The organism is Mesorhizobium sp. M0028 (assembly GCF_040323855.1).
GTDB lineage: Bacteria > Pseudomonadota > Alphaproteobacteria > Rhizobiales > Rhizobiaceae > Mesorhizobium.
In genome coordinates this window covers 38,543-58,648 of record NZ_JAMYVG010000031.1, presented here as the reverse complement: position 1 = coordinate 58,648, position 20,106 = coordinate 38,543, and the positions used below count along the sequence as shown (strand labels likewise).

Below are 20,106 nucleotides of genomic sequence, written 5' to 3'. Positions count from 1 at the left end.
GTCCTCGATCGCATCCCCCAACTCGCGACATAACGATGGGGGCAGACGCCCCGAAACGAACCCGTCGACCGCAACCTGCAAACCCTCGCCTGCCATCACGACGAAGCAATCCCGGCGCCTGACGAGGCGCGTGGAAAAGCACCGCAACGGCGACCACAATGTCGCTTCAGGCCGTCAAAAGCTTATCGCCGTGCATCAAGGCGGCTAGAAGCGCGCCGGCAGCCTGGCGGGGGGCTTGGGGTTAGACTGCCGGCGCACGCCACTCATGAAGAGCGGCCCCTTTTTGCGGTTCCGACACCCATAGTCAACCCGGCAGCGTCTGGATGCCCGCTGTGCTCTTTTCAGAGCGGCTCGCGATGCCGGCCATGTCGGCCGATCCTGCCTAGGATGGGGGGCCACTCTCGTCGGCCGAGTTGATGCTCCAGCCAGTATCGCCTTGCCGACCAGCATGGGTTCGCCGTTAGCAATCCATCCTCGCGAGCCAATGCTATCGTGCACGTGTCGCAGCACTCCGGGCGGCTATATCGCCTAAGACAGCATGACGAAGCGTTCCAACTTCCTGTTCGGCGAGCCCGTGTGCAGTTCCTGACTCGGACAGTGGACGAGAATTCTCTTGGCGGTACTGCGCCAGAAGGCATTCGCGTCCAACGGAATCAAGCGACGACTATCAGCCGCAAACGTCACATCACAAGAGCGGTCTTCCACCCATTGCAGATTATCCGACTGATCAGGCGGCGTCCGATATGTCCGACTCTGCCTCAAGAATTCCCACAGGTATGGACAGCGATCTCGCTATCCGATTCCGATAGCCCTTATTGTACTTTAGACCCCGCTCGATGTTTTGGATTTCCTGAGCGGCAAGCCCGCACGCGACCGCGAGGTCCTCGATTGAATACCCAAGGTGCTCACGATAAGCGCGGATGATGTGGGTCCCCTGCGACATAGCCGTCAAGACTGGCTCGGGAATGCGCGAATCCTTCATAAACATCTCCAAGAAGATGGGAGCGCCTGACAAATCGGGAGATTTCCTCCCCGACCCTGGCGCACACCCAGCAAATCAAAAAAATGGACGTCCATTCGGCCGGACCGGCCTCATCCATGGAATGGGCCACTTGAAATTGGCAGCCGGGTCGGAATATGGCGGCTCACCTGCTTCTGATCAAGTTCTAAGAACCTGCCCGCCATGAGATGGCCTGATCGGCTGTAGCGCATTCGACCTGCGATCCTACACGACTCATTCTCCCCGATGGCTTTCTTGAACAGCAACTCGAACTCTCACTGACGCCTCCAGTGGCTATTCGCGGCACCGTCCACCCAGCCTCGCGGACGCTGATACCTTCGACCAATTTCCACCGCCGATGCAGCGAAGATGGACAAGCATCGCCACCTATAAAGGTTCACAATCATTCGACCGTGACCGATTTTGCGAGATTGCGCGGCTGGTCTACATCTGTGCCCATGAAGAGCGCCGTGTGGTAGGCAAGAAGCTGTATCGGCAGCGAGAAGATCATCGGCGCGATAATCTCGTCGACAGCCGGCAGCACGAGCGTGTGCATGGTGTCGAGTTTCGATGCGGCTGCCCCTTTTTCATCGGTGATGAGGATAATCCGCCCTCCACGGGCAGCCACTTCCTGCATGTTGGAGACGGTCTTGTCGAAAAAGCGATCATGGGGCGCGATGACGATCACTGGCATGTTGTCGTCTATCAATGCGATCGGACCGTGCTTCAATTCACCCGCCGCATAGCCCTCGGCATGGATGTAGGAAATCTCCTTGAGCTTCAGCGCACCTTCCATGGCTAGCGGGAAACTGGTGCCACGGCCGAGATACAGGACGTCACGACACTTTGACAGTTCGCGCGACAGGAACTCGATCTCCGGCTGGATGCAGTTGAGTACCTGGCCCATGACGCGCGGCACTTCGGCGAGGCTCCTGACGAGCGCCTGCAGCTCGTCTTCGGTTACGGTCCCGCGGGCTCTGGCGGCGCCGATGGCGAGTGCGGCTAGAACGGCAAGCTGGCAGGTAAACGCCTTGGTGGAGGCGACGCCGATCTCCGGTCCGGCAAGGATCGGGAAGACCGCATCGGCCTCCCGAGCGATGGTCGATTCGCAGGCATTGACGATAGCGCCAATTTTCAGCCCACGCTCCTTGCAGTACCTCAACGATGCGAGCGTATCAGCGGTTTCGCCGGACTGCGAAATGAAAAGAGCCGCCGACTGCGGCGACAACGGGATCTCGCGGTAACGGAATTCGGACGCAACGTCGATTTCAACTGTCAGGCGCGCATAGCGCTCGAACCAGTATTTTCCGATCAGTCCGGCGAGATAGGCGGTCCCGCAGGCCGAGATCGCCAAGCTCGGGATCCTGGCGAAATCGATGCCAGAAACCGTGTCGGCGCGATTCTCTATGATGTTGCTATAGTGACGGAGAGCATGGGCGATGACTTCGGGCTGCTCGTAGATTTCCTTCTCCATGAAGTGGCGATGAGTGCCCTTGTTGGCCAGATCGGCCGCGGCCGTGGAGGTATGGCGCGGACGCTCGACGGGATGGCCGTCGAAATCGAAGATATGGGCGCCCGAATTGCCGACAACGGCCCAGTCGCCCTCGATGAGATAGGTAATTTCATTGGTGAAGGGAGCGAGCGCGATCGCGTCGGAGCCCAGGAACATCTCGCCGTCGCCGTGACCGATCGCCAGCGGTGGTCCGTTGCGCGCCGCCATGATGGTCGACGGATCATCTTCGAAGAGGACGGCAAGCGCATAGGCGCCCCTGACGCGTTTCAGCATGGCACGCATCGCCTCTTGCCGCCTCATGCCCTCCCGGCGGTGTCTTGCCAAGAGATGCGCGACGACCTCGGTGTCGGTATCGGTCTGGAACTCGGCGCCAGCCGCCGCCAATTCGTCCTTCAGCTCGGTGAAATTCTCGATGATCCCGTTATGGACGACGGCGACACCGTCGGTAAAGTGCGGGTGCGCATTGCGTTCCGTCGAGGCCCCATGGGTTGCCCAACGCGTGTGGCCGATGCCGATGTTGCCGCTCAGCGGCTCTTCCTTCAGTCTCCTCTCGAGATTGACGAGCTTGCCCTCGGCGCGCCGGCGGTGCAAGGCACCTTCGGTGATCGTCGCAACGCCGGCGGAATCATAGCCGCGATATTCCAAACGCTTCAATGCGTCGACCAACCGATCCGACACCGGCTGTTGCCCAACGATGCCAACAATCCCGCACATGTTCGTCTTCCCATTCTTGCCGGCAGCTTCAGCCCACGCGAGACGGATACCCATCCGGCCGCTTTCATTGGGGGATCTTCTAGTAGTATTGGGTAATATTGGTATAATTGATTGTAGGGATAGCTATCATCCACCCCATGGATAAGCCGCGTTTGGGGCCCTGATCTAACTTCCTCGTTGCGCCTGACGTCCTCATGACCGAACGCAAGCCCACACCCCGCGGCACGAAGGAACAATCGGCCATGCGCGATCATCCCGGCCACGCACCTGACCACGAACCGCCGCCGCTCGTGGTCACGCGGTGATCGGCATGATCACACAGCACTGTAGTTAGGCAGCATCAGCGACGCATGGTCGGCATCATCATCATCGGCAACGTCGGCGCCGTCGGCATGATTCACGTGTTCGTCACGTTGATCATAATCATCGTCGCCGCCGATGTAGTTTCTGATTGCCTGCCGCTTTGACGCGGCTTTCGCCGGTAGAGCTTAGCCCGCGATGGCGTATCAATACGCTGTTAGTCGGCATGGCCGAAACCGAGAGTCAGGCGGCGCAGGCCACAGAGCACGTTCAGCGACCGTTTCAGTCAGCGCCGGCTTTGTCGGGGTTGGTAACGGTCATCAGGATTCTCGGGGCATGAAATGCACTATCACGAAAACGTTGGTTCTCAGTGCTTCGTCCGTATTACTCAAACCCGATTCCCGCAGCGGAAGAACTAGGCGCGTGTCACGTCTTGTACAAGGCACAATAGCAGTGAGAAATGGAGATTGATGCCTGCGCGTTTTCGAATAAGACAATCACCAAGCTGTCACCCGAATTACATCAGGAACTGTCTATAGCCGCCGCCCATCAGGTAGCGGCCACGTTGGATGGCGCGACGCACCTGATCGCGAAGATGGCTACCTGGATGAGACCAATCTTCTTCGACACGGCGTCTCCCGAACAGGGCAATGGCGATCTCCTGATGAGATGCTCCCGCAAGCGAGCCATCCAAAGCCTGGAGCACGATACGCAGACGCGCTCCGCGGGGTTCCGGCGGAAAGCAAGCAGCTGCCAGGCGGCCGCAACCATTGATGTCGTTCAGGAACTGAAGGGCAGCGACATGGAACTTCAGGTGCTGCGGCTGCACGATCGCGTCGACATATAGCCGCAACGGGCGGAGAACGGATGCACCGGAAAGGGCGATCTGCAGACTCCGGCAGTCCTCCCTCAGCAGCACGTGCTGCACGCCGGCAGGTGTCAGCAGGATGTCCTTGCAGCATGAGAGCGAAGGGAGATCAAGCGGTTCAAAATCGTGGTCGAGCCCAACCGGCTCCGCGGCCGCTCGTAGAATACGGGCGCAGTCGCGCGGATCCCAAAAGACCCTTGCCGACGTAGCGTCCGACTGTGGCGCGTCCGCGAAAAAGGAGGCTCCAGTGTCTTAGGATAGATGATCCTATCGTCAACTCGATTATCTTCAGGTCGGCCTGGGCTCCGACAATGCAGGCGGACGGTGCCATTTTGGCGTGGTCGCGCTGGAATTGTGGATTGCGCCGAAGAAACTCCCAGGCCCAGGCAGTGCGTGGCAATCGTCTGGCGTAGTGGTAAGCTTCGTGACGACGCCAGTCCGGCCAGCATACAAGACCGACCGTCGCTTCCTTGGGCAGACCAGCATCCTTCACGGCTCAGGTGTCCACAATGCCGACGGGCCTAGAACCGGTTGCCACAGTACCGGTCCGCTCAGACGTCCCCTGCTGCGGATGCGCAAAAGGCTCGCGCGGGAAATCTCGAGAAACCCGGCCACCGCCTCCGTTTTGCCGACGGACTTGGGTTGTCCGATGCGCGACAATGGCCACGTCGCGAGGCGAAGGATCCGTTCCATGCGCGTGTCCGTCACCGTTACTATCCGGGTCAGATCCTTGGCCAAGCCGAACTCGATCATGCCCGCGAAGAGCTCGTAGGTTGCCTGGGCCAGTCCGCCCGCTGCCTTGGGCGCCGACGGAGGAAGATCGAGCGCGAAACGACTGCTCTCCCATATGTCGGAGGTCGAGGGCACGACGTCAGCACCCAGCAGCACCGGGAACGTGTCGCGCAACATTGTGGGTCCGGTGCTGGGCAAAAGACGCACGCAACCGCGAATTCGCCAGTCGGATCCCTTGAGGAGCAGATAGACAGGCTTCAGACCATCAAACGGGTCTGTTTCCATCTGGTCTTCGGTATCAACTTCCCAATCGAGCCTTTCCTTGAACACCCTAAACCTGAGCCCGTGCATCTCTTTGAGCTCGCTTGCGAACTCGTCGTAAAGGTCTGGTGTTATCAGCTGCATCATGGTCGCCTCCGTGCGGGATGTGTTCCCGCCATCGAAGGGCAAAGCCGGCAGCGATGCAGCCTGTAGAGGTTTACAGCTATCGTGGCCGACGAATCAGGATCTCGCCTGGCCGGAGGCAGCCAGTCGTGCAACGGCCTGGTTGATCGTTCGAACGCCAAGCTTTGCCTTGGCGTTTTCCAGATGAAAGGTCACGGTGCGCTTTGAGACGCCGAGAAGCTGGCTGATAACCCAAGCCGACTTGCCGCGCGCCGCCCATTTCAGGCACTCGAACTCCCGCGGGGTGAGCGTTACACCATCCACCACGCGATCGTCGGCGAGCCTGCGCCGGACATGGATATGAAAGTTGATGGCCACCAGCTGCAATGCTTTTTCGTAACGTGTCAGTGACCGCAACAGAGGCGGGCGGGACTCGTCGGAAGCAAAGGTCAGGGCAGCAAACCGGCCGCGATGATCATGCATGGATATCGTCAGGCCGCCGCGGATGCCAAACTCAGCCGCACTCTCCAGAATTTGTTGCTGCGAATTCGGCAGACAGTGCCGAGCGCGATCCACACCCCAATCAAAGGTATCCCAGCCTTGCAGCCCGCGCAGGATGACCGGATCAAGACTGTGGTACCGCTGTTGCAGATAACGTGATGTCCAGGATGAAGGATAGTTTGAAATCAATTGCGGGGCGTCGCCGGGGGCCGACGGGTAAGTGAAATAGGCGAATAGCGGAAAATCGAAGCCGGCTGCAGCGGATGCCATTGCCTCACGGAGATCGGCAGCATCAACACTTGCAGACAGTTGCTCGACGAAGTTCTCAAACACGCGATGCATTTGCGCTTTGCGTAACCTCCGTGATCGCTCGATGCCAGGCAGAGACCTTGTTTTAAACGATCCCGGACGGATACAGCGCGTGCCGAGAACCCCGTTAACGTGTTGAAACCCGTGATATTCTGACGTTGTCTATGAGCCGTGTGCCGCCGAGCCAGGCCGCGACAAGCAAGCGTGCAGGTCGGTCAAGGCTTGTCATGGGTCGCAGATCTGCCTCGTCGCGAAGTTCCAGGTATTCGACCTCGCGATAGCCCGCAGCCAGAATTGCTGCGCGCGCTTCGGCAAGCGTTGGCAGGACGGGCGAGCCGCGGGCAAGCCGCTCAGCCGTCTCGAGCAAGACCGATGGTAGCTCGGGGGCAACAGCACGCTGTGCTTGCGAGAGCCGGACATTGCGCGATGATAGTGCAAGACCGTCGGCTTCGCGGACTGTCGGGCAAGGAACAATGGTGATTGGAATATCCAGGTCCCGGGCCATACGCCTGACTAGCTGAAGCTGCTGAAAGTCCTTTTCGCCAAAGAAGCCGAAGTCAGCGCTGGTCTGCAGGAAGAGCTTGGCGACGACGGTCGCCACGCCATCGAAATGTCCCGGCCGGAAGGCACCGCACAGGCCCTCGCTGACACCGGACACCGAAACGGTCGTGGCGAAGGCCGCCGGATACATCTCCTCTGCGTCCGGCGCATAAAGCAGGTGCGCGCCAAGCGGTGCCAGCTTGGCGGCATCCTCGTCCTCGGTGCTCGGATACGCGGCGAGATCGGCCTCGCTGTTGAATTGCTTCGGGTTGACGAAGAGCGTCACGATCACCCGGTCGGCCTTCACGAGTGCCGCGCGCACCAGGCTGAGATGGCCCTCATGGAGGACGCCCATCGTTGGCACGACGGCAATCCTCACGCCCTCGCGGCGCCATGCGGCGACGATTTGGCGAAGCTGGGCAACGCTCCTGACAATCGGCACGCTCACGCTGCTTCTCCGCTCTTGGTGGCGTCCCCGTCGGCGGGCTTGGGCGCATCGGCAAACACGTGCTCGGCGGCCGGAAACTGGCGCTCCTTCACTTCCCGCGCATAGGCCGCGATCGCAGCCGCAGCAGCCTCCCCCAGTTCAGCATAGCGCTTGACGAATTTGGGCCGGAAGTCGCCGAAGAGGCCCAGCATGTCGTCGACGACGAGAATCTGGCCGTCACAGGCGGCCGAGGCACCGATGCCAATGGTCGGGGTCGCCACCTCCCCGGTGATCCGGCGGGCGAGCGCCTCGGGAACCTTCTCCAGCACGACCGCAAAGGCGCCCGCTTCGCTCACCGCAAGCGCGTCGCGCCTGATGCGCTCGGCATCCCCGCCTCTGCCCTGCACGCGGTAGCCACCGATGGTGTTGATCGACTGCGGCGTCAAGCCGACATGGGCCATGACCGGCACGCCGCGCGCGGCGAGGAAGCCGATCGTCTCTGCCATCGTTTCGCCGCCTTCGAGCTTGACGGCCGCGCAGCCGGTCTCGGCCACGACGCGCGCGGCATTGCGGAAAGCCTGCTCGGGGCTTTCCTCGAAGCAACCGAACGGCAGGTCGACGACCATCAGCGCCTGCTCGAGGCCACGGCGCACGGCCTGGCCGTGAATGATCATCATCTCCAGCGTCACACCGAGCGTCGAGGGCAGGCCGTGGAGAACCATGCCGACGCTGTCGCCGACCAGCACCACATCGCAATGGGGATCGACAAGCCGGGCGACTGGCGTCGTGTAGGCGGTAAGGCAGACGAGCGGCGTCCCACCTTTGCGCGAACGAATATCCGGCGGTGTGATCGCCTTGGTGTCACCAAACGCACTCAATGGACCCTCCTTCCCCTACGTTACCAACCGCGGGTGTCGCGTTTGCCACATTTTTGTGCAAGTGCGAAGAGCTAAAAATGGTCGTGCAGCTGTGCGGTGTTGACGTGCGGACAGGCGCGCTTACACTTAAATCGATTCAGGCGCCCCCGAGCTGGCCAACCACTTTGGCGAACATGGACGATCAGGCAAAAGGACCCAGGAAAGACAGAGCCGCCGTCAAGGCCGACGAAGTCAAAGTGGACCTGATCGCCTTTGTCGTCGCCGTAAACGACAGTGAACCCTGTGTCCTCACCATCGGCCAGGCGGACACCCTGCCCTCCGGACCATTTGCGCTTGAGCACCGATCGCTGCAATCCGGTTTGAGGGGGTGGGTCGAGCAGCAGACCGGCCATCCGCTGGGGTATATTGAGCAACTCTACACCTTCGCGGATCGGGATCGCATCGGCGCCGAGCGCCAGCAGCGCGTCATCTCCATCAGCTATCTCGCATTGACCCGCAAGGAACAGGCAGCTGGCTCGCCCAAGTGCGGCTGGCAGAGCTGGTATGAATATTTTCCATGGGAGGACCACCGCTCCGGCACGCCTCCGGTCGTGCTGGACGTTCTGCGACCGCGCCTGATTGAATGGGCAGACGGCGTCAGCGACGCGGCCACGCGACGTGAACGCTGGCAGCGGGCGACGATAGCCTTCGGCTTCGACGACCGCCTTTGGAACGAGGAACTCACGCTTCAACGCTATGAGTTAGTCTACGAAGCAGGCCTGGTCCAAGAGGCCGGAAGCGGACGGGACGCGACGCTGCCTCCGCTGGTGCCCAGCAAGTCTATGGTCGCCGATCATCGCCGCATCGCGGCGACCGGCATTGCGCGGCTGCGCTCCAAGATCAAATACCGGCCGGTCGTCTTTGAGCTGATGCCGCCGGTCTTCACGCTTTTGCAGCTGCAGCGAACCGTGGAGGCGCTTGCCGGCAGGCTCGTGCGTAAGCCGAACTTTCGCCGGCTGATCGAGCAGCAGGAGCTGGTCGAAGAGACCGGAGAGGCAACCGCGGAGACCGGCGGCCGGCCAGCGAAGCTTTACCGGTTCCGCCACGCCGTTCTCGACGAGAGGGTCATCGCCGGGACAAAATTGCCGCTGGCGCGGGGTTGACATCGCTTATACTCACAGCAAGTATATGCTGGTTATTTTCACCTAGAGTATAAGCTGGGAGGGGTCGATGAGCGCCATGCTGCCTGCGACCGCGTTTCTCTACGAGCGCGTCCGACGAGTGATCCCGCCGATCGAATGGCCGGCTTTCGTCGAGGATATCGAGGCGATCCTTGCACTGAAGCGCGAGCGCAACGCCATCATCCTGGCGCACAACTATCAGACCCCCGAGATCTTCCATTGCGTGGCCGACATCGTCGGCGACAGCTTGGCACTGGCCCGCACGGCTGCGACGATCGAGGCGCAAGTCATCGTGCTGGCCGGCGTACATTTCATGGCCGAAACGGCCAAGCTGCTCAATCCGCAAAAGACGGTGCTCATTCCCGACCTGCGGGCAGGCTGTTCGTTGGCGGAATCGATCACGGCAGAAGACGTGCGCTTGATGCGCCAGCGTTATCCCGGCGTGCCGATCATCACTTATGTCAACACGTCGGCCGAAGTGAAAGCCGAGTCGGATATCTGCTGTACATCCGGCAACGCCAAGGCGGTCGTCCAATCCCTTGGCGTTCCCCAGGTGATCATGTTGCCGGACGAATATCTGGCCCAGAATATCGCCGCCCAGACCGATGTGCAGATCATCGCCTGGAAAGGGCATTGCGAGGTGCATGAGCGCTTTACACCGGCCGACATCCGCGAGTTGCGCGAAAGCCATCCCGGCGTAATCGTGCTCGCGCATCCCGAATGCCCGCCCGACGTCGTCGCTGAAGCAGATTTTTCCGGCTCGACCGCTGCCATGTCCGACTATGTCGAAAGGCAAAGGCCGGCACGTGTCGTGCTGATGACGGAATGTTCGATGAGCGACAACGTCGCGTTAGCGCACCCAGAGGTCGAGTTCATCCGGCCCTGCAATTTGTGCCCGCACATGAAGCGGATCACGCTTGCCAACATCCGCATGGCGCTCGAGCAGAACCACCATATCGTAACCATCGAACCCGGGATCGCCGGGCGCGCGCGGCTTGCGGTCGAACGGATGCTGGCAATTTGAGCGCCGATGTCCGCAGCTTCTTCGGGCGGCCCATCATCATCGGCGGCGGCATCGCCGGACTGATGACCGCGCTTCAACTGGCGCCGGAGCCGGTGCTGCTTCTGTCCAGGACGCTGCTGGGAGCTGACAATTCGAGCACGTGGGCACAGGGTGGTCTGGCTGCAAGTTTCGGCGAAGACGACGATCCGGAACTGCACCTGGCCGATACGCTTGCCGCCGGGGATGGTCTCTGCGAGACAGACGTGGCGAGCCGCATTCTCCAAGCCGCGCCCAAGGCGATAGAGGGGCTTGCGGGCTTTGGGGTTCCCTTCGACCGTACGCCGCAAGGATCACTGTGCCTCGGATTGGAGGCCGCACACAGCCGACGTCGCATCGTTCATGCGCATGGTGACGGCACCGGGCGTGAGATCATGCGTGCCCTGATCGCGGCTGTGCGTTCCACTCCGTCGATTGTTGTCGTGGAGGGCGCGGAAGCGCGCCGGCTGGCGGTGCGAGAGAATGCGATCCGAGGCGTCTGGGCGAGCGGTTCGATAGGACCTGTCTTCTTCGGCTCACGGCGGGTCGTCCTCGCCACCGGTGGGATCGGGGGACTGTTTCTCGACACCACGAATCCTTCGGGCAGTTGTGGACAGGGCCTGGCGCTTGCGGCCCGCGCTGGAGCTGTCCTTGCCGACCTCGAGTTCATCCAGTTCCACCCGACCGCGCTTGACGGCCCGGAACGCCCTATGGTGCTGCTCAGCGAGGCCGTCCGCGGCGAAGGTGCTGCCCTGATCGACGAAACCGGCCAAGCTTTTCTCCAGAGCGTGCCAGGGGCGGAACTCGCGCCTCGTGATGTCTTGGCGCGCGCCGTCTGGAACCATCTTGCCAACGGCCACCGTGTTTTTCTCGACGCGCGGCAACGGCCTGGCCCGGAATTTGCTCGACACTTCCCGACAATCGCATCAGCCTGTCGTGGAGCCGGCATCAATCCCGCGCGCGATCTCATCCCCATTCGTCCGGCCCAACACTACCACATGGGTGGCGTTGCCGTGGACGGCTCCGGTAGGACCTCCGTCAAGGGGCTGTGGGCCTGCGGCGAAGTCGCTTCGACAGGACTGCATGGCGCCAACAGGCTCGCCAGCAATTCCTTGACCGAGGCCGTCGTGTGCGCGCGCTGGGTCGCTGAAAGTGTCGCCGGAACGCCTGCTCGCAGAACAAAGCCTGCGTTTGCGGACGTTTACCCATCGCCCGCGCCGGCACCCGTGCGTGTTTTCCTGTCGCGCGCACTCGGCATCGTCCGGGATGGTGAAGGTTTGAAAGCAGCCGCACGTGCCTTATTGCCGCTCGCCGAAAGCAAGGACGCGGCCTCGGATCCGGCGGCTGTCGGGCTAATGATCGCGGTTGCCGCCCTGTTGCGCCAAGAAAGCCGCGGCGCTCATTACCGGACAGACTTTCCTCATCATGCGACTGTCGCCCGACGGTCCGAAATCACCCTCGAAGCCGCCTTGGCCGCTGCGCGGGAACTCGGACACTCGCCAAGCCTCGAAAGGGCAAAGTGATGACGTTCTCACCGCTTCCCACGATCATGCTTGAGCCGCTTGTAAGGGCAGCTCTTCTTGAAGACCTTGGCAGAGCCGGCGACTTGACCACGGAGGCCATCGTCCCGAAGGAACACCAAGCGGGAACCGTGCTGGCGGCGCGCCAGTCCGGAGTTGTCGCCGGCCTCGATCTGGCGATGCTCGCTTTCCGCTTGATTGATCCTGATGTCGAAATCTCGGTGGAGCGGGCAGACGGCTCCAATGTCATGGATGGAGAGGTCATTGCATCAGTGGTTGGCCCTGCCCGGGGCATTCTCACAGCCGAACGGACGGCACTCAATTTTTTGTGCCATCTGAGCGGCATCGCTACAGCAACGGCATCGATCGTCGCTGCGGTTCGTGGATATGGCGCGAAGATCGTCTGCACGCGCAAGACGACGCCCGGATTGAGGGCAGTCGAAAAGTATGCGGTGCGCGCGGGTGGCGGATCCAATCACCGTTTCGGCCTCGACGACGCAATTCTGATCAAGGACAACCACATCGCCATCGCAGGCGGCGTTCGCCCGGCGCTCGAGCGAGCACGAAGACGGGCCGGTCATCTCGTCAAGATCGAAGTCGAGGTCGATACGCTGGCCCAGTTGGAGGAGGTACTTGGCTTCGCTCCCGATGCGGTTCTGCTCGACAACATGTCCCTCGCCGATCTTCGCCGCGCCGTCGCAATCGTTGGCGGCCGTGCTATCACCGAGGCTTCTGGCGGGATCGCATCCGATACAGCGCGAGCGATTGCCGCGACCGGCGTTGATCTGATTTCGGTCGGCCGACTGACCCACAGCGCGCCGATCCTGGATATCGGCCTCGACTATTGGGGCTCATGATTGTCTGAGGAACGAACAGGATCGAATCAACTGTCCTTTCCGATCGTCGTCAATCAGACAGCAAAGCAAGGCAGAACCGGAGGAACAGCATGGACATGCAAACAGCCAGTCCAACGCAGACATCGCCACAGGCTCAATCCCCTGACCCTGGAGCGTGGACCCTGGAGAAGGCTCAGGCACTTCACGATGCCCCCTTCAACAATCTCCTCTTCCTCGCGCAAACCGTGCACCGCCAGAATTTCGATCCCAACAAGGTCCAGCTCAGCCGGCTGCTCAGCATCAAGACGGGCGGATGCCCGGAGGATTGCGGCTATTGTAGCCAGTCGGCGCATCACGAGACCGGCCTGAAGGCGTCGAAGCTGATGGAGGTCCGGCGCGTCGTCGCCGAGGCGACCAAGGCGCGTGACGCCGGCGCAACCCGCTATTGCATGGGCGCGGCCTGGCGAAACCCCAAGGCGCGCGACATGGATGCGGTGGTGGCGATGGTCGAAGGCGTCAAGGCGCTGGGCATGGAGACCTGCATGACCCTCGGCATGCTCGATCTTGAGCAAGCCGCTCGACTGAAGCAGGCTGGTCTCGACTTTTACAACCACAACATCGATACGTCGGAACGCTACTATAGCGAGATCATCAGCACACGCAGCTTTGCCGAGCGGCTCGAGACGCTCGAGCACGTTCGCCAATCCGGCATCAAGGTCTGCTGCGGCGGCATTGTCGGCATGGGCGAGGAGCCGGTGGACCGGATCGGCATGCTGGTGACGCTGGCCAACCTGCCGGAACATCCGCAAAGCGTTCCGATCAATATGCTGATCCCGATCCCCGGCACCCCGCTTGCCGACGCCAAGCCCATCGAGCCGATCGAATTCGTGCGCGTGATCGCGCTGGCGCGCATCATGATGCCGAAATCGCATATCCGTCTTTCCGCCGGCCGTACGGCCATGACCGACGAGATGCAGGCGCTGTGCTTTTTTGCCGGCGCCAACTCGATCTTCGTCGGCGACACGCTGCTGACGGCGGACAATCCCGGTGAGGACAGGGATACCCTGCTGTTCCGGCGCCTTGGCATCGAGCCGATGGAACTCGAGGCGCAATGAACGGGGCACCGCTTGCCCGCTATGAGGCGACCTTGCAGGGACTGGCGCGCAAGGACCGGCTGCGGACGCTGAAGCCGTGCGCCGGGCGCGACTTCTCGTCGAACGACTATCTCGGGCTTGCCGCCTCCAAAAGACTTGGCGAAGCGGTTGCGGCGGCGATTGCGCGTGGCACGCCGGTTGGCGCCACCGGGTCGCGGCTGTTGCGCGGCAATGCGCCGGAACACGAGCAGCTCGAGGCAGACGCGGCGGCATTCTTTGGAGCCGACCGCGCGCTGTTCTTCGGCAGCGGCTACATCGCCAATTTCGCTCTGCTGACGGCGCTGCCGCAGAAGGGCGACCTTTTGGTCCTCGATGAGCTCGCCCATGCCAGCATGCATGAGGGTGCGCAGGCCGGGCGCGCACAGTTCGTGCTGGCCGCGCACAACGACGCCAACGCTGTCGAGGATGCGATCACGCGTTGGCGCGCCGAAGGCGGCATGGGATGCGTCTGGATTGCGGTGGAAAGCCTATACAGCATGGATGGCGACTGCGCGCCTTTGGAGAGCCTGGCCGCGCTTGCCGATCGGCACAACGCATTCATCGTCATTGACGAGGCGCACGCGACCGGCGTCTGGGGACCGGACGGCCGGGGGCTGGCCGCCGCTTTCGAGGGCCGCGACAACATCGTCGCGCTCCACACCTGCGGCAAGGCGCTCGGCGCATCTGGTGGGCTCGTGACCGGGCCGAGGACACTGTGCCAGTATCTGATCAACCGTTGCCGGCCATTTATCTACGCCACCGCGCCATCGCCGCTGATGGCGGTCGCGGCGCGCGAAGCGCTCGCAATGCTCGCCGACGAGCCTATGCGGCGTTTTCAGCTGCATGAACGCGTCGCCCTCGCAGGCCGCCAATTGGTCGATCGCTGCGGCGTGATACCAAGTGGCTCTCAGATCCAGCCTTTGGTGATCGGCGATGTCAGGCGCACCATGGCAGTGGCGGCGCGCCTGCAGGCCCGCGGCTTCGACATACGCGGCATTCGTCCGCCGACCGTGCCCGAGGGCACGTCGCGGCTGCGCATCTCACTGACGCTCAATATCGGCGAAGCCGACATTTCCGCCATGGTCGAGGCGCTCGTCGAGGTGTTGGCCCAGACATGACCGGAGGCGACATGACCAAGCGCATCGTCATCACCGGAACAGACACCGGAATTGGCAAGACGGTGTTTTCGGCCGGGCTTGCCGGCCTGCTTGACGGTTTCTACTGGAAGCCGGTGCAATCGGGCCTCGACGGCGAGACCGACAGCGAGGCGGTTGCACGGCTTGCCGGGCTTCCGTCGGGGCGCGTGCTGCCGGAAGCCTACCGCTTGAAGAGCCCGCTTTCGCCGCATCGTTCGGCCGAAATCGACGACGTTTCGATCGAGGCTGCCGATCTTTCGTTTCCGGTCCTGCCGACACCGCTCGTCATCGAAGGCGCGGGCGGGCTGATGGTGCCGCTGAACCGCCGGACAAGGTTCATCGACATATTCGAGCAATGGCAGTTGCCGGTCATTCTGTGCGCCCGCACCGCGCTCGGAACAATCAATCACACCCTGCTGTCGATCGAGGCCCTGCGGGCGCGCGCTATCCCGTTGGCTGGCATCGCCTTCATCGGCGATGAGATGACCGATACGCAACGGACGATCGTGGAATTCGGCGACGTGCCGCAACTCGGCAGGCTGCCGCACCTCGATCCGCTGACGGACAAAACGCTGAGACAAGCGATGATTGCCGGCTTCGACCTCGCTTTGATTGCCGGAGGCGGATGATGCCGCAATCCCGTGTGTGGCATCCCTTCACCCAGCACGCGCTCGAGCCGGCAATCCCTGAAATCGTCCTGACTGAAGGCGCGTATCTCCACAAAGCCAATGGCGCGCGCATTCTGGACGCCATTTCCTCCTGGTGGGTCGTCACCCATGGCCACCGCCATCCCCGCATTATAAAGGCGATCGAGACGACCGCCTCGAGCCTCGACCAGATCATCTTCGCAGGTTTCACGCACGAGCCTGCCGAATGCTTGGCCAAGGCGCTTGTCGGGCTCGCTCCCGCCGGACTCGACTGGGTGTTCTATTCCGACAGCGGCTCGACCAGCGTCGAAGTCGCGCTGAAGATGGCGCTCGGCTATTTCCGCAACATCGGCGCGCCGCGCTCGCGCATCGTCGTCATGGAGCACAGCTATCATGGCGACACGATCGGCACGATGAGCGTCGGTGCCCGCGGTGTGTTCAACGCCGCCTACGAACCCTTGCTGTTCGAGGTCGACACCATTCCCTTCCCTGCCGCCGGGCGCGAACAGGAAACGCTAGATCGTTTCGAGGCCCTCAGCCGCGACCAGCGCGCCGGCGCGCTGATCGTCGAGCCGCTGGTGCTTGGCGCCGGCGGCATGCTGATGTATCCGGCATCGGTTCTGTCCGAATTGAAGAGGATCACTGAGGCCTCGGGCACGCTGCTGATCGCCGACGAGGTGATGACCGGGTGGGGGCGTACCGGAACCATGTTCGCCTGCGAGCAGGCGAACATCTCTCCGGACATGCTGTGCACCTCGAAGGGCCTGACCGGTGGCGCAATCCCGCTGGCCGCCACGCTTGCCACGGATGCCATCTTCCACGCTCATTATTCGGCGGATCGCAAGAATACGTTTTTCCACTCGAGTTCCTACACGGCCAATCCGATTGCCTGCGCGGCAGCACTCGCCAATGTCGAGATCTGGCGTGACGAGCCGGTGGCCGAGCGGATTGCCACCCTGAGCGCGAGGCAGGCCGCCGGCCTTCGGCGCTTTCGCGACAATGCCAACTTCACCGACAGCCGGGCGATCGGCACGATCCTGGCTCTCGACCTGCGCGCCGGCTCTGCCGGCTATCTGGCCGAGATTGGACCTAAGCTGCGCGCGTTCTTCCTCGACCGTGGGCTGCTTGTGCGCCCGCTCGGCAATGTCCTTTATCTCCTGCCGCCCTATTGCATCACCGGCGACGAGCTCGATCGGCTCCATGACGCTATCGAGGAGGCCGGCGAACGTTTCGGTTCGAGGCCATGAGCAGGTCGTCGCGCCTTCTCGGGTTTGGCCATCATGCGCCTGGGCGAAAGGTGGCGAATGCCGAAATCGAGAACAATCTCGGCCTCGAACCGGGCTGGATCGAGCGGCGTACTGGAATCCGGTCGCGCTTCTGGGCAACGGACGAAGACACGCTGTCTGGTCTTGCTGCCCAGGCCGGCGCCATGGCGCTGGCCAGCGCCGGCATTGCGCGCCACGACATCGGTCTGCTGCTGCTTGCCACCTCGACGCCCGATCACCTCCTGCCGCCCAGCGCGCCCCTGGTCGCACATCGGCTGGGGCTCGGCCGCGCCGGCGCGATCGATCTCACCGGCGCCTGCGCCGGCTTCATCTATGCGCTGATGTTTGCGGACGGGTTCACCCGCCTGCACGGCAAAGCGAGCCTTGTTATCGCCGCCAATATCCTCAGCCGCCGCATCAATCCCTCTGAGCGCGCCAGCGCCGTGCTGTTTGCCGATGCCGCCGGCGCCCTCGTGATCGGTCCGTGCGAGGATACTGATCGGGGGATTCTCGGTGCCTCCGTGGATTCGGACGGCTCGCGATACGGGCTGATCCAGATTCCCGCAGGAGGAAGCAACAAGCCGTTCCACGGTGACCTCGACCTCGCGCAAACGCGAATGACGATAACCGACGGCCGCGAAGTATTCGCCAAAGCCGTCGAGATGATGACCGATTGCTCGATAAGCGCGCTAGCCGCTGCCGGAGTGCGACCACAGGATGTCGACCGGTTCGTGCCGCATCAGGCCAATGCTCGCATTTTCGATGCTGTCGGGAGTAACCTCGGCATAGCGGATCAAGCAATTGTCAAGACGATTGCCGAATACGGCAACTCTTCGGCCGCGACGATCCCGCTCTCACTGTCGCTCGCCAATCAAGCGGAGCCGTTTCGGCCGGGCAAGAAAATACTCCTGGCGGCGGCAGGTGCGGGACTCAGCGGCGGGGCGCTCGTCGTCGGGATTTAGCCCAGCGAAGCTGCTCAACATCAGGACTGACTTTGTGAGATGAATAGGACAACGGGACCAATGCGAAAAATAGTCGCCGGCAAGCTGCACGGCATCCACGTCACCGAAGCAAACCTCAACTACCACGGTTCGATAACGCTCGACCCTGACCACTGCGAAGAAGCCGGGATCCTGCCAATGGATTCGTGGAGACATGGAGCAAGACTTCCGGCGCGCGAATCTCGACCTATGTCATCCTCGGCGAGCGCGGCTCTCGATGCTGCATCCTCAACGGCGCGGCCGCCCGGACCTGCCAGCCCACTCCATCCATCTGGACGAAGCGCGCATTCCTCTCTGAAGCCGCGGATCGTTACGTTCGTCATCAACAATGTCGTTGGCTTCTCGCCGATGGCAATGCGCTGACGCGCACGGCGTTGACGACTACATCGGCAGGGGCGCTTCAGCAGAACTTTCGCCGTTTGATGGAGCAGCAGGAACTGGTGGAGGAGACCGGCGAAGTGCTTTTGACACCGGCGGTCGGCCGGCGAAGCTTTATCGCTTCCGCCACCATGTCCTCGACGAAACGGCGGTCGCCCGGACAAAATTGCCGCTGGCGCGGGCTTGACATCCTTTATACTCAACGTAGAAATATACCCTTATAATCAATTCGATTATAACGAGAAATTCATTCGCACCGTCCGAACCCACGGTCTCGCTCGGGAAGCCCGTATGAGTGGATCGAAGTGATCTTGGAAATGAAACGCCCGAGGACGGGCTTTCAACCTTTGTCGTGAAGGAGGTGCCGCGCGAGTGGGCCAATGCCTTGCGGCAACGGTGAAGGATGTATACCGCCAGTAAACGCATGCGTCAAAGTCGCTATCGAATGTACACTTAGTCTAAATGTGCGATACGTTCGATTTGTGCAAGTAACACTTGGAGAAGTGTCGCATAAAAGAAACGTTTAATTATATAAAGCAGGCAAGCTAAACTTTAAACTTGCACAAATGAGTGTAGGGCGCCCTGTTCCATGGCGCCTTTTTTAAGGATTATCATTAGACTCTCTCCCGGGGGAACTGTGGGTGAAGAAACAACGCATCGTCCTGCTGGCAGCTGTTTTGGCGTCTGCCTTTGGCTTTTTTTTGCTGATCCTGATCCTGCAGATGGTCAGTTTTTTGGTTGACTAGGCACGCGCAAGCGGGATGTATCGCGCAGAGACACGCGGAAGTTTTTTTCGCCAGCGAAACCCCGACGACCTGATGGGGAGTCGCGCCAGCAGGGTGGGAGCCACGTCCAGTGCCACCGACCATGCGAGATGCCGATTGTTGGCGCGTCTGTCAGTTCGCGCGGCCATATTCATTCTGGTGCCGATCTGTTGCCTTTTCTGCTTTTCCCATGCGTTTTAGGCCGAGCCAATTTGTGAAGCGGGCGGTCAATGGATCTGCGCCTCGCGATTGCCTGCTGTTGCCTTTTGATCTGGGCGGCATAATCCGAGAGCGAACGCTGCAACCGCGATTCGAATTGCGCGAAGTTGAACCGGACTTCATCCGCCGTCAGGAACTGGTGGGTTGCGCTGGGAAAGCCGGCGACCATCACAAGGTCGCCTTCCTTGACGCCTGCACAGGCTATGGGTAGCCAACTCTCCGGCCGGTAAGGCACATTGTCGCGCGCATATGGCCGGGAGGAACCATCAGGAGCGACATAGGCGCGATAAAAGCCGAAGTCGCCTCTGTGGCGCGGCCACATCCAATTGTCCGTTTCGCCGCCGAAGTTACCGATGCCGAGCGCGGGCGCATAGACAAGGCGCACGTCCTCGATTTCGAGCTTCTGCTGGAGATAGTAGGAGGCGCCGCCATAATAGGCCCCTACGTCGCAGCGGCGATTGGGCTATCCTTCACATGCGGCGATCAGGGCCTTGCGGTTCGTGGCGAGCCGCTCATAGCGGGCAAACCCATTCAGCTTGTCCGAGACGCCCTTGAGCATTTCGGCGGTCACATCCCGCATGTCCTCGATCACATGGATTCGGCTGCCTGGCGCCGCGGGCAATTCTTCACCCAGGGCTCTTCGCCAGAAAGCCGTCTGTGAGATAGTCCTGGCCCTCCTTGCTGCGGTATTGGATGGATTCGAACACGCAGTGATGATTGGTTGCGACCAGCCCTTGTGGACTGACGAACGAGGCGGAGCATCCGCCCAGTGATACGATCGCGTTGAGCGGGTCAGCGTCCAGACGGCCGCATGGCCGCGCCCACTTCCGCAGTCTGGCCCG

At 61.7% G+C, this 20,106-nt stretch carries 19 protein-coding genes and 3 pseudogenes; 12 read left to right on the top strand and 10 right to left on the bottom strand.

Going from position 1 to position 20,106, the window contains the following annotated elements; all coding sequences use genetic code 11:
- Nucleotides 1-208 (top strand): hypothetical protein (locus NKJ93_RS31600; RefSeq protein ID WP_352593245.1); only part of this gene is annotated, 208 nt, incomplete at its 5' end.
- Between the two features lie 519 nt (nucleotides 209-727).
- On the opposite strand, the gene NKJ93_RS31595 is transcribed toward NKJ93_RS31600, so the two are convergent.
- From NKJ93_RS31595 to panB, 8 genes are all read right to left on the bottom strand, one after another.
- Nucleotides 728-943: a helix-turn-helix domain-containing protein gene (locus tag NKJ93_RS31595; protein ID WP_352453550.1), complete on the bottom strand. Its 216-nt coding sequence runs from the start codon at nucleotides 941-943 to the stop codon at nucleotides 728-730.
- Between the two features lie 460 nt (nucleotides 944-1,403).
- Nucleotides 1,404-3,227, bottom strand: coding sequence for a glutamine--fructose-6-phosphate transaminase (isomerizing) (gene glmS, locus NKJ93_RS31590; RefSeq protein ID WP_352503068.1), 1,824 nt, complete (start codon nucleotides 3,225-3,227; stop codon nucleotides 1,404-1,406).
- Nucleotides 3,228-4,044: 817 nt separating this feature from the next.
- Entirely contained in the window at nucleotides 4,045-4,356 is a 312-nt protein-coding gene (locus NKJ93_RS31585) for a DUF2285 domain-containing protein (protein ID WP_245278728.1), read from the bottom strand.
- A 157-nt stretch (nucleotides 4,357-4,513) separates the two neighbouring features.
- Nucleotides 4,514-4,888: a transcriptional regulator domain-containing protein gene (locus tag NKJ93_RS31580; protein WP_352593242.1), complete on the bottom strand. Its 375-nt coding sequence runs from the start codon at nucleotides 4,886-4,888 to the stop codon at nucleotides 4,514-4,516.
- Nucleotides 4,885-5,535, bottom strand: a complete 651-nt coding sequence (locus NKJ93_RS31575) for an acyl-homoserine-lactone synthase (RefSeq protein ID WP_352458529.1) — start codon at nucleotides 5,533-5,535, stop codon at nucleotides 4,885-4,887. Before NKJ93_RS31575 ends, NKJ93_RS31580 begins: the two co-directional genes overlap by 4 nt.
- 93 nt (nucleotides 5,536-5,628) lie before the next feature.
- Nucleotides 5,629-6,354 (bottom strand): LuxR family transcriptional regulator, encoded by a 726-nt coding sequence (locus NKJ93_RS31570; protein WP_352474702.1) that lies wholly within the window; start codon nucleotides 6,352-6,354, stop codon nucleotides 5,629-5,631.
- A 94-nt stretch (nucleotides 6,355-6,448) separates the two neighbouring features.
- Nucleotides 6,449-7,309, bottom strand: coding sequence for a pantoate--beta-alanine ligase (gene panC, locus NKJ93_RS31565; protein WP_352593239.1), 861 nt, complete (start codon nucleotides 7,307-7,309; stop codon nucleotides 6,449-6,451).
- Entirely contained in the window at nucleotides 7,306-8,166 is an 861-nt protein-coding gene (gene panB / locus NKJ93_RS31560; protein WP_352593236.1) for a 3-methyl-2-oxobutanoate hydroxymethyltransferase, read from the bottom strand. Before panB ends, panC begins: the two co-directional genes overlap by 4 nt.
- Before the next feature lie 173 nt (nucleotides 8,167-8,339).
- Between panB and NKJ93_RS31555 the strand changes: the two genes are divergently transcribed.
- The 11 genes and pseudogenes from NKJ93_RS31555 to NKJ93_RS33710 all read left to right on the top strand — a co-directional run.
- Nucleotides 8,340-9,308, top strand: a complete 969-nt coding sequence (locus NKJ93_RS31555) for an NUDIX hydrolase (RefSeq protein ID WP_352593251.1) — start codon at nucleotides 8,340-8,342, stop codon at nucleotides 9,306-9,308.
- Between the two features lie 67 nt (nucleotides 9,309-9,375).
- Nucleotides 9,376-10,350 carry a quinolinate synthase NadA gene (gene nadA, locus NKJ93_RS31550; protein ID WP_352508058.1) on the top strand — a complete coding sequence of 325 codons (975 nt, stop codon included), beginning with the start codon at nucleotides 9,376-9,378 and terminating at the stop codon, nucleotides 10,348-10,350.
- Nucleotides 10,347-11,888 carry an L-aspartate oxidase gene (locus tag NKJ93_RS31545; RefSeq protein ID WP_352593233.1) on the top strand — a complete coding sequence of 514 codons (1,542 nt, stop codon included), beginning with the start codon at nucleotides 10,347-10,349 and terminating at the stop codon, nucleotides 11,886-11,888. The genes nadA and NKJ93_RS31545 overlap by 4 nt, the downstream gene beginning before the upstream one ends.
- Nucleotides 11,888-12,742, top strand: coding sequence for a carboxylating nicotinate-nucleotide diphosphorylase (gene nadC, locus NKJ93_RS31540; protein ID WP_352518027.1), 855 nt, complete (start codon nucleotides 11,888-11,890; stop codon nucleotides 12,740-12,742). The genes NKJ93_RS31545 and nadC overlap by 1 nt, the downstream gene beginning before the upstream one ends.
- A gap of 95 nt (nucleotides 12,743-12,837) precedes the next feature.
- Nucleotides 12,838-13,836, top strand: a complete 999-nt coding sequence (gene bioB / locus NKJ93_RS31535; protein ID WP_352492869.1) for a biotin synthase BioB — start codon at nucleotides 12,838-12,840, stop codon at nucleotides 13,834-13,836.
- Nucleotides 13,833-14,972 carry an 8-amino-7-oxononanoate synthase gene (locus NKJ93_RS31530; RefSeq protein WP_352492860.1) on the top strand — a complete coding sequence of 380 codons (1,140 nt, stop codon included), beginning with the start codon at nucleotides 13,833-13,835 and terminating at the stop codon, nucleotides 14,970-14,972. The genes bioB and NKJ93_RS31530 overlap by 4 nt, the downstream gene beginning before the upstream one ends.
- An 11-nt stretch (nucleotides 14,973-14,983) precedes the next feature.
- The gene (gene bioD, locus NKJ93_RS31525) at nucleotides 14,984-15,619 is read left to right on the top strand and encodes a dethiobiotin synthase (RefSeq protein WP_031194973.1); all 636 of its coding nucleotides are present in this window, start codon (nucleotides 14,984-14,986) and stop codon (nucleotides 15,617-15,619) included.
- The gene (locus tag NKJ93_RS31520; RefSeq protein WP_352593230.1) at nucleotides 15,619-16,884 is read left to right on the top strand and encodes an adenosylmethionine--8-amino-7-oxononanoate transaminase; all 1,266 of its coding nucleotides are present in this window, start codon (nucleotides 15,619-15,621) and stop codon (nucleotides 16,882-16,884) included. Before bioD ends, NKJ93_RS31520 begins: the two co-directional genes overlap by 1 nt.
- Nucleotides 16,881-17,864, top strand: a complete 984-nt coding sequence (gene bioZ, locus NKJ93_RS31515; protein WP_352593227.1) for a 3-oxopimeloyl-[acyl-carrier-protein] synthase BioZ — start codon at nucleotides 16,881-16,883, stop codon at nucleotides 17,862-17,864. The genes NKJ93_RS31520 and bioZ overlap by 4 nt, the downstream gene beginning before the upstream one ends.
- Before the next feature lie 60 nt (nucleotides 17,865-17,924).
- Nucleotides 17,925-18,233, top strand: a pseudogene (locus NKJ93_RS31510) (aspartate 1-decarboxylase); the annotation flags it as partial.
- Nucleotides 18,234-18,262: 29 nt separating this feature from the next.
- Nucleotides 18,263-18,468: pseudogene (locus tag NKJ93_RS33710) on the top strand (NrtR DNA-binding winged helix domain-containing protein); the annotation flags it as partial.
- A gap of 728 nt (nucleotides 18,469-19,196) precedes the next feature.
- On the opposite strand, the pseudogene NKJ93_RS31505 reads toward NKJ93_RS33710, so the two are convergent.
- Both NKJ93_RS31505 and NKJ93_RS31500 read right to left on the bottom strand, forming a co-directional pair.
- A pseudogene (locus NKJ93_RS31505) lies at nucleotides 19,197-19,886 on the bottom strand (S46 family peptidase).
- A gap of 4 nt (nucleotides 19,887-19,890) precedes the next feature.
- Nucleotides 19,891-20,034: a S46 family peptidase gene (locus NKJ93_RS31500; protein ID WP_245278729.1), complete on the bottom strand. Its 144-nt coding sequence runs from the start codon at nucleotides 20,032-20,034 to the stop codon at nucleotides 19,891-19,893.
- Nucleotides 20,035-20,106 lie beyond the last annotated feature (72 nt).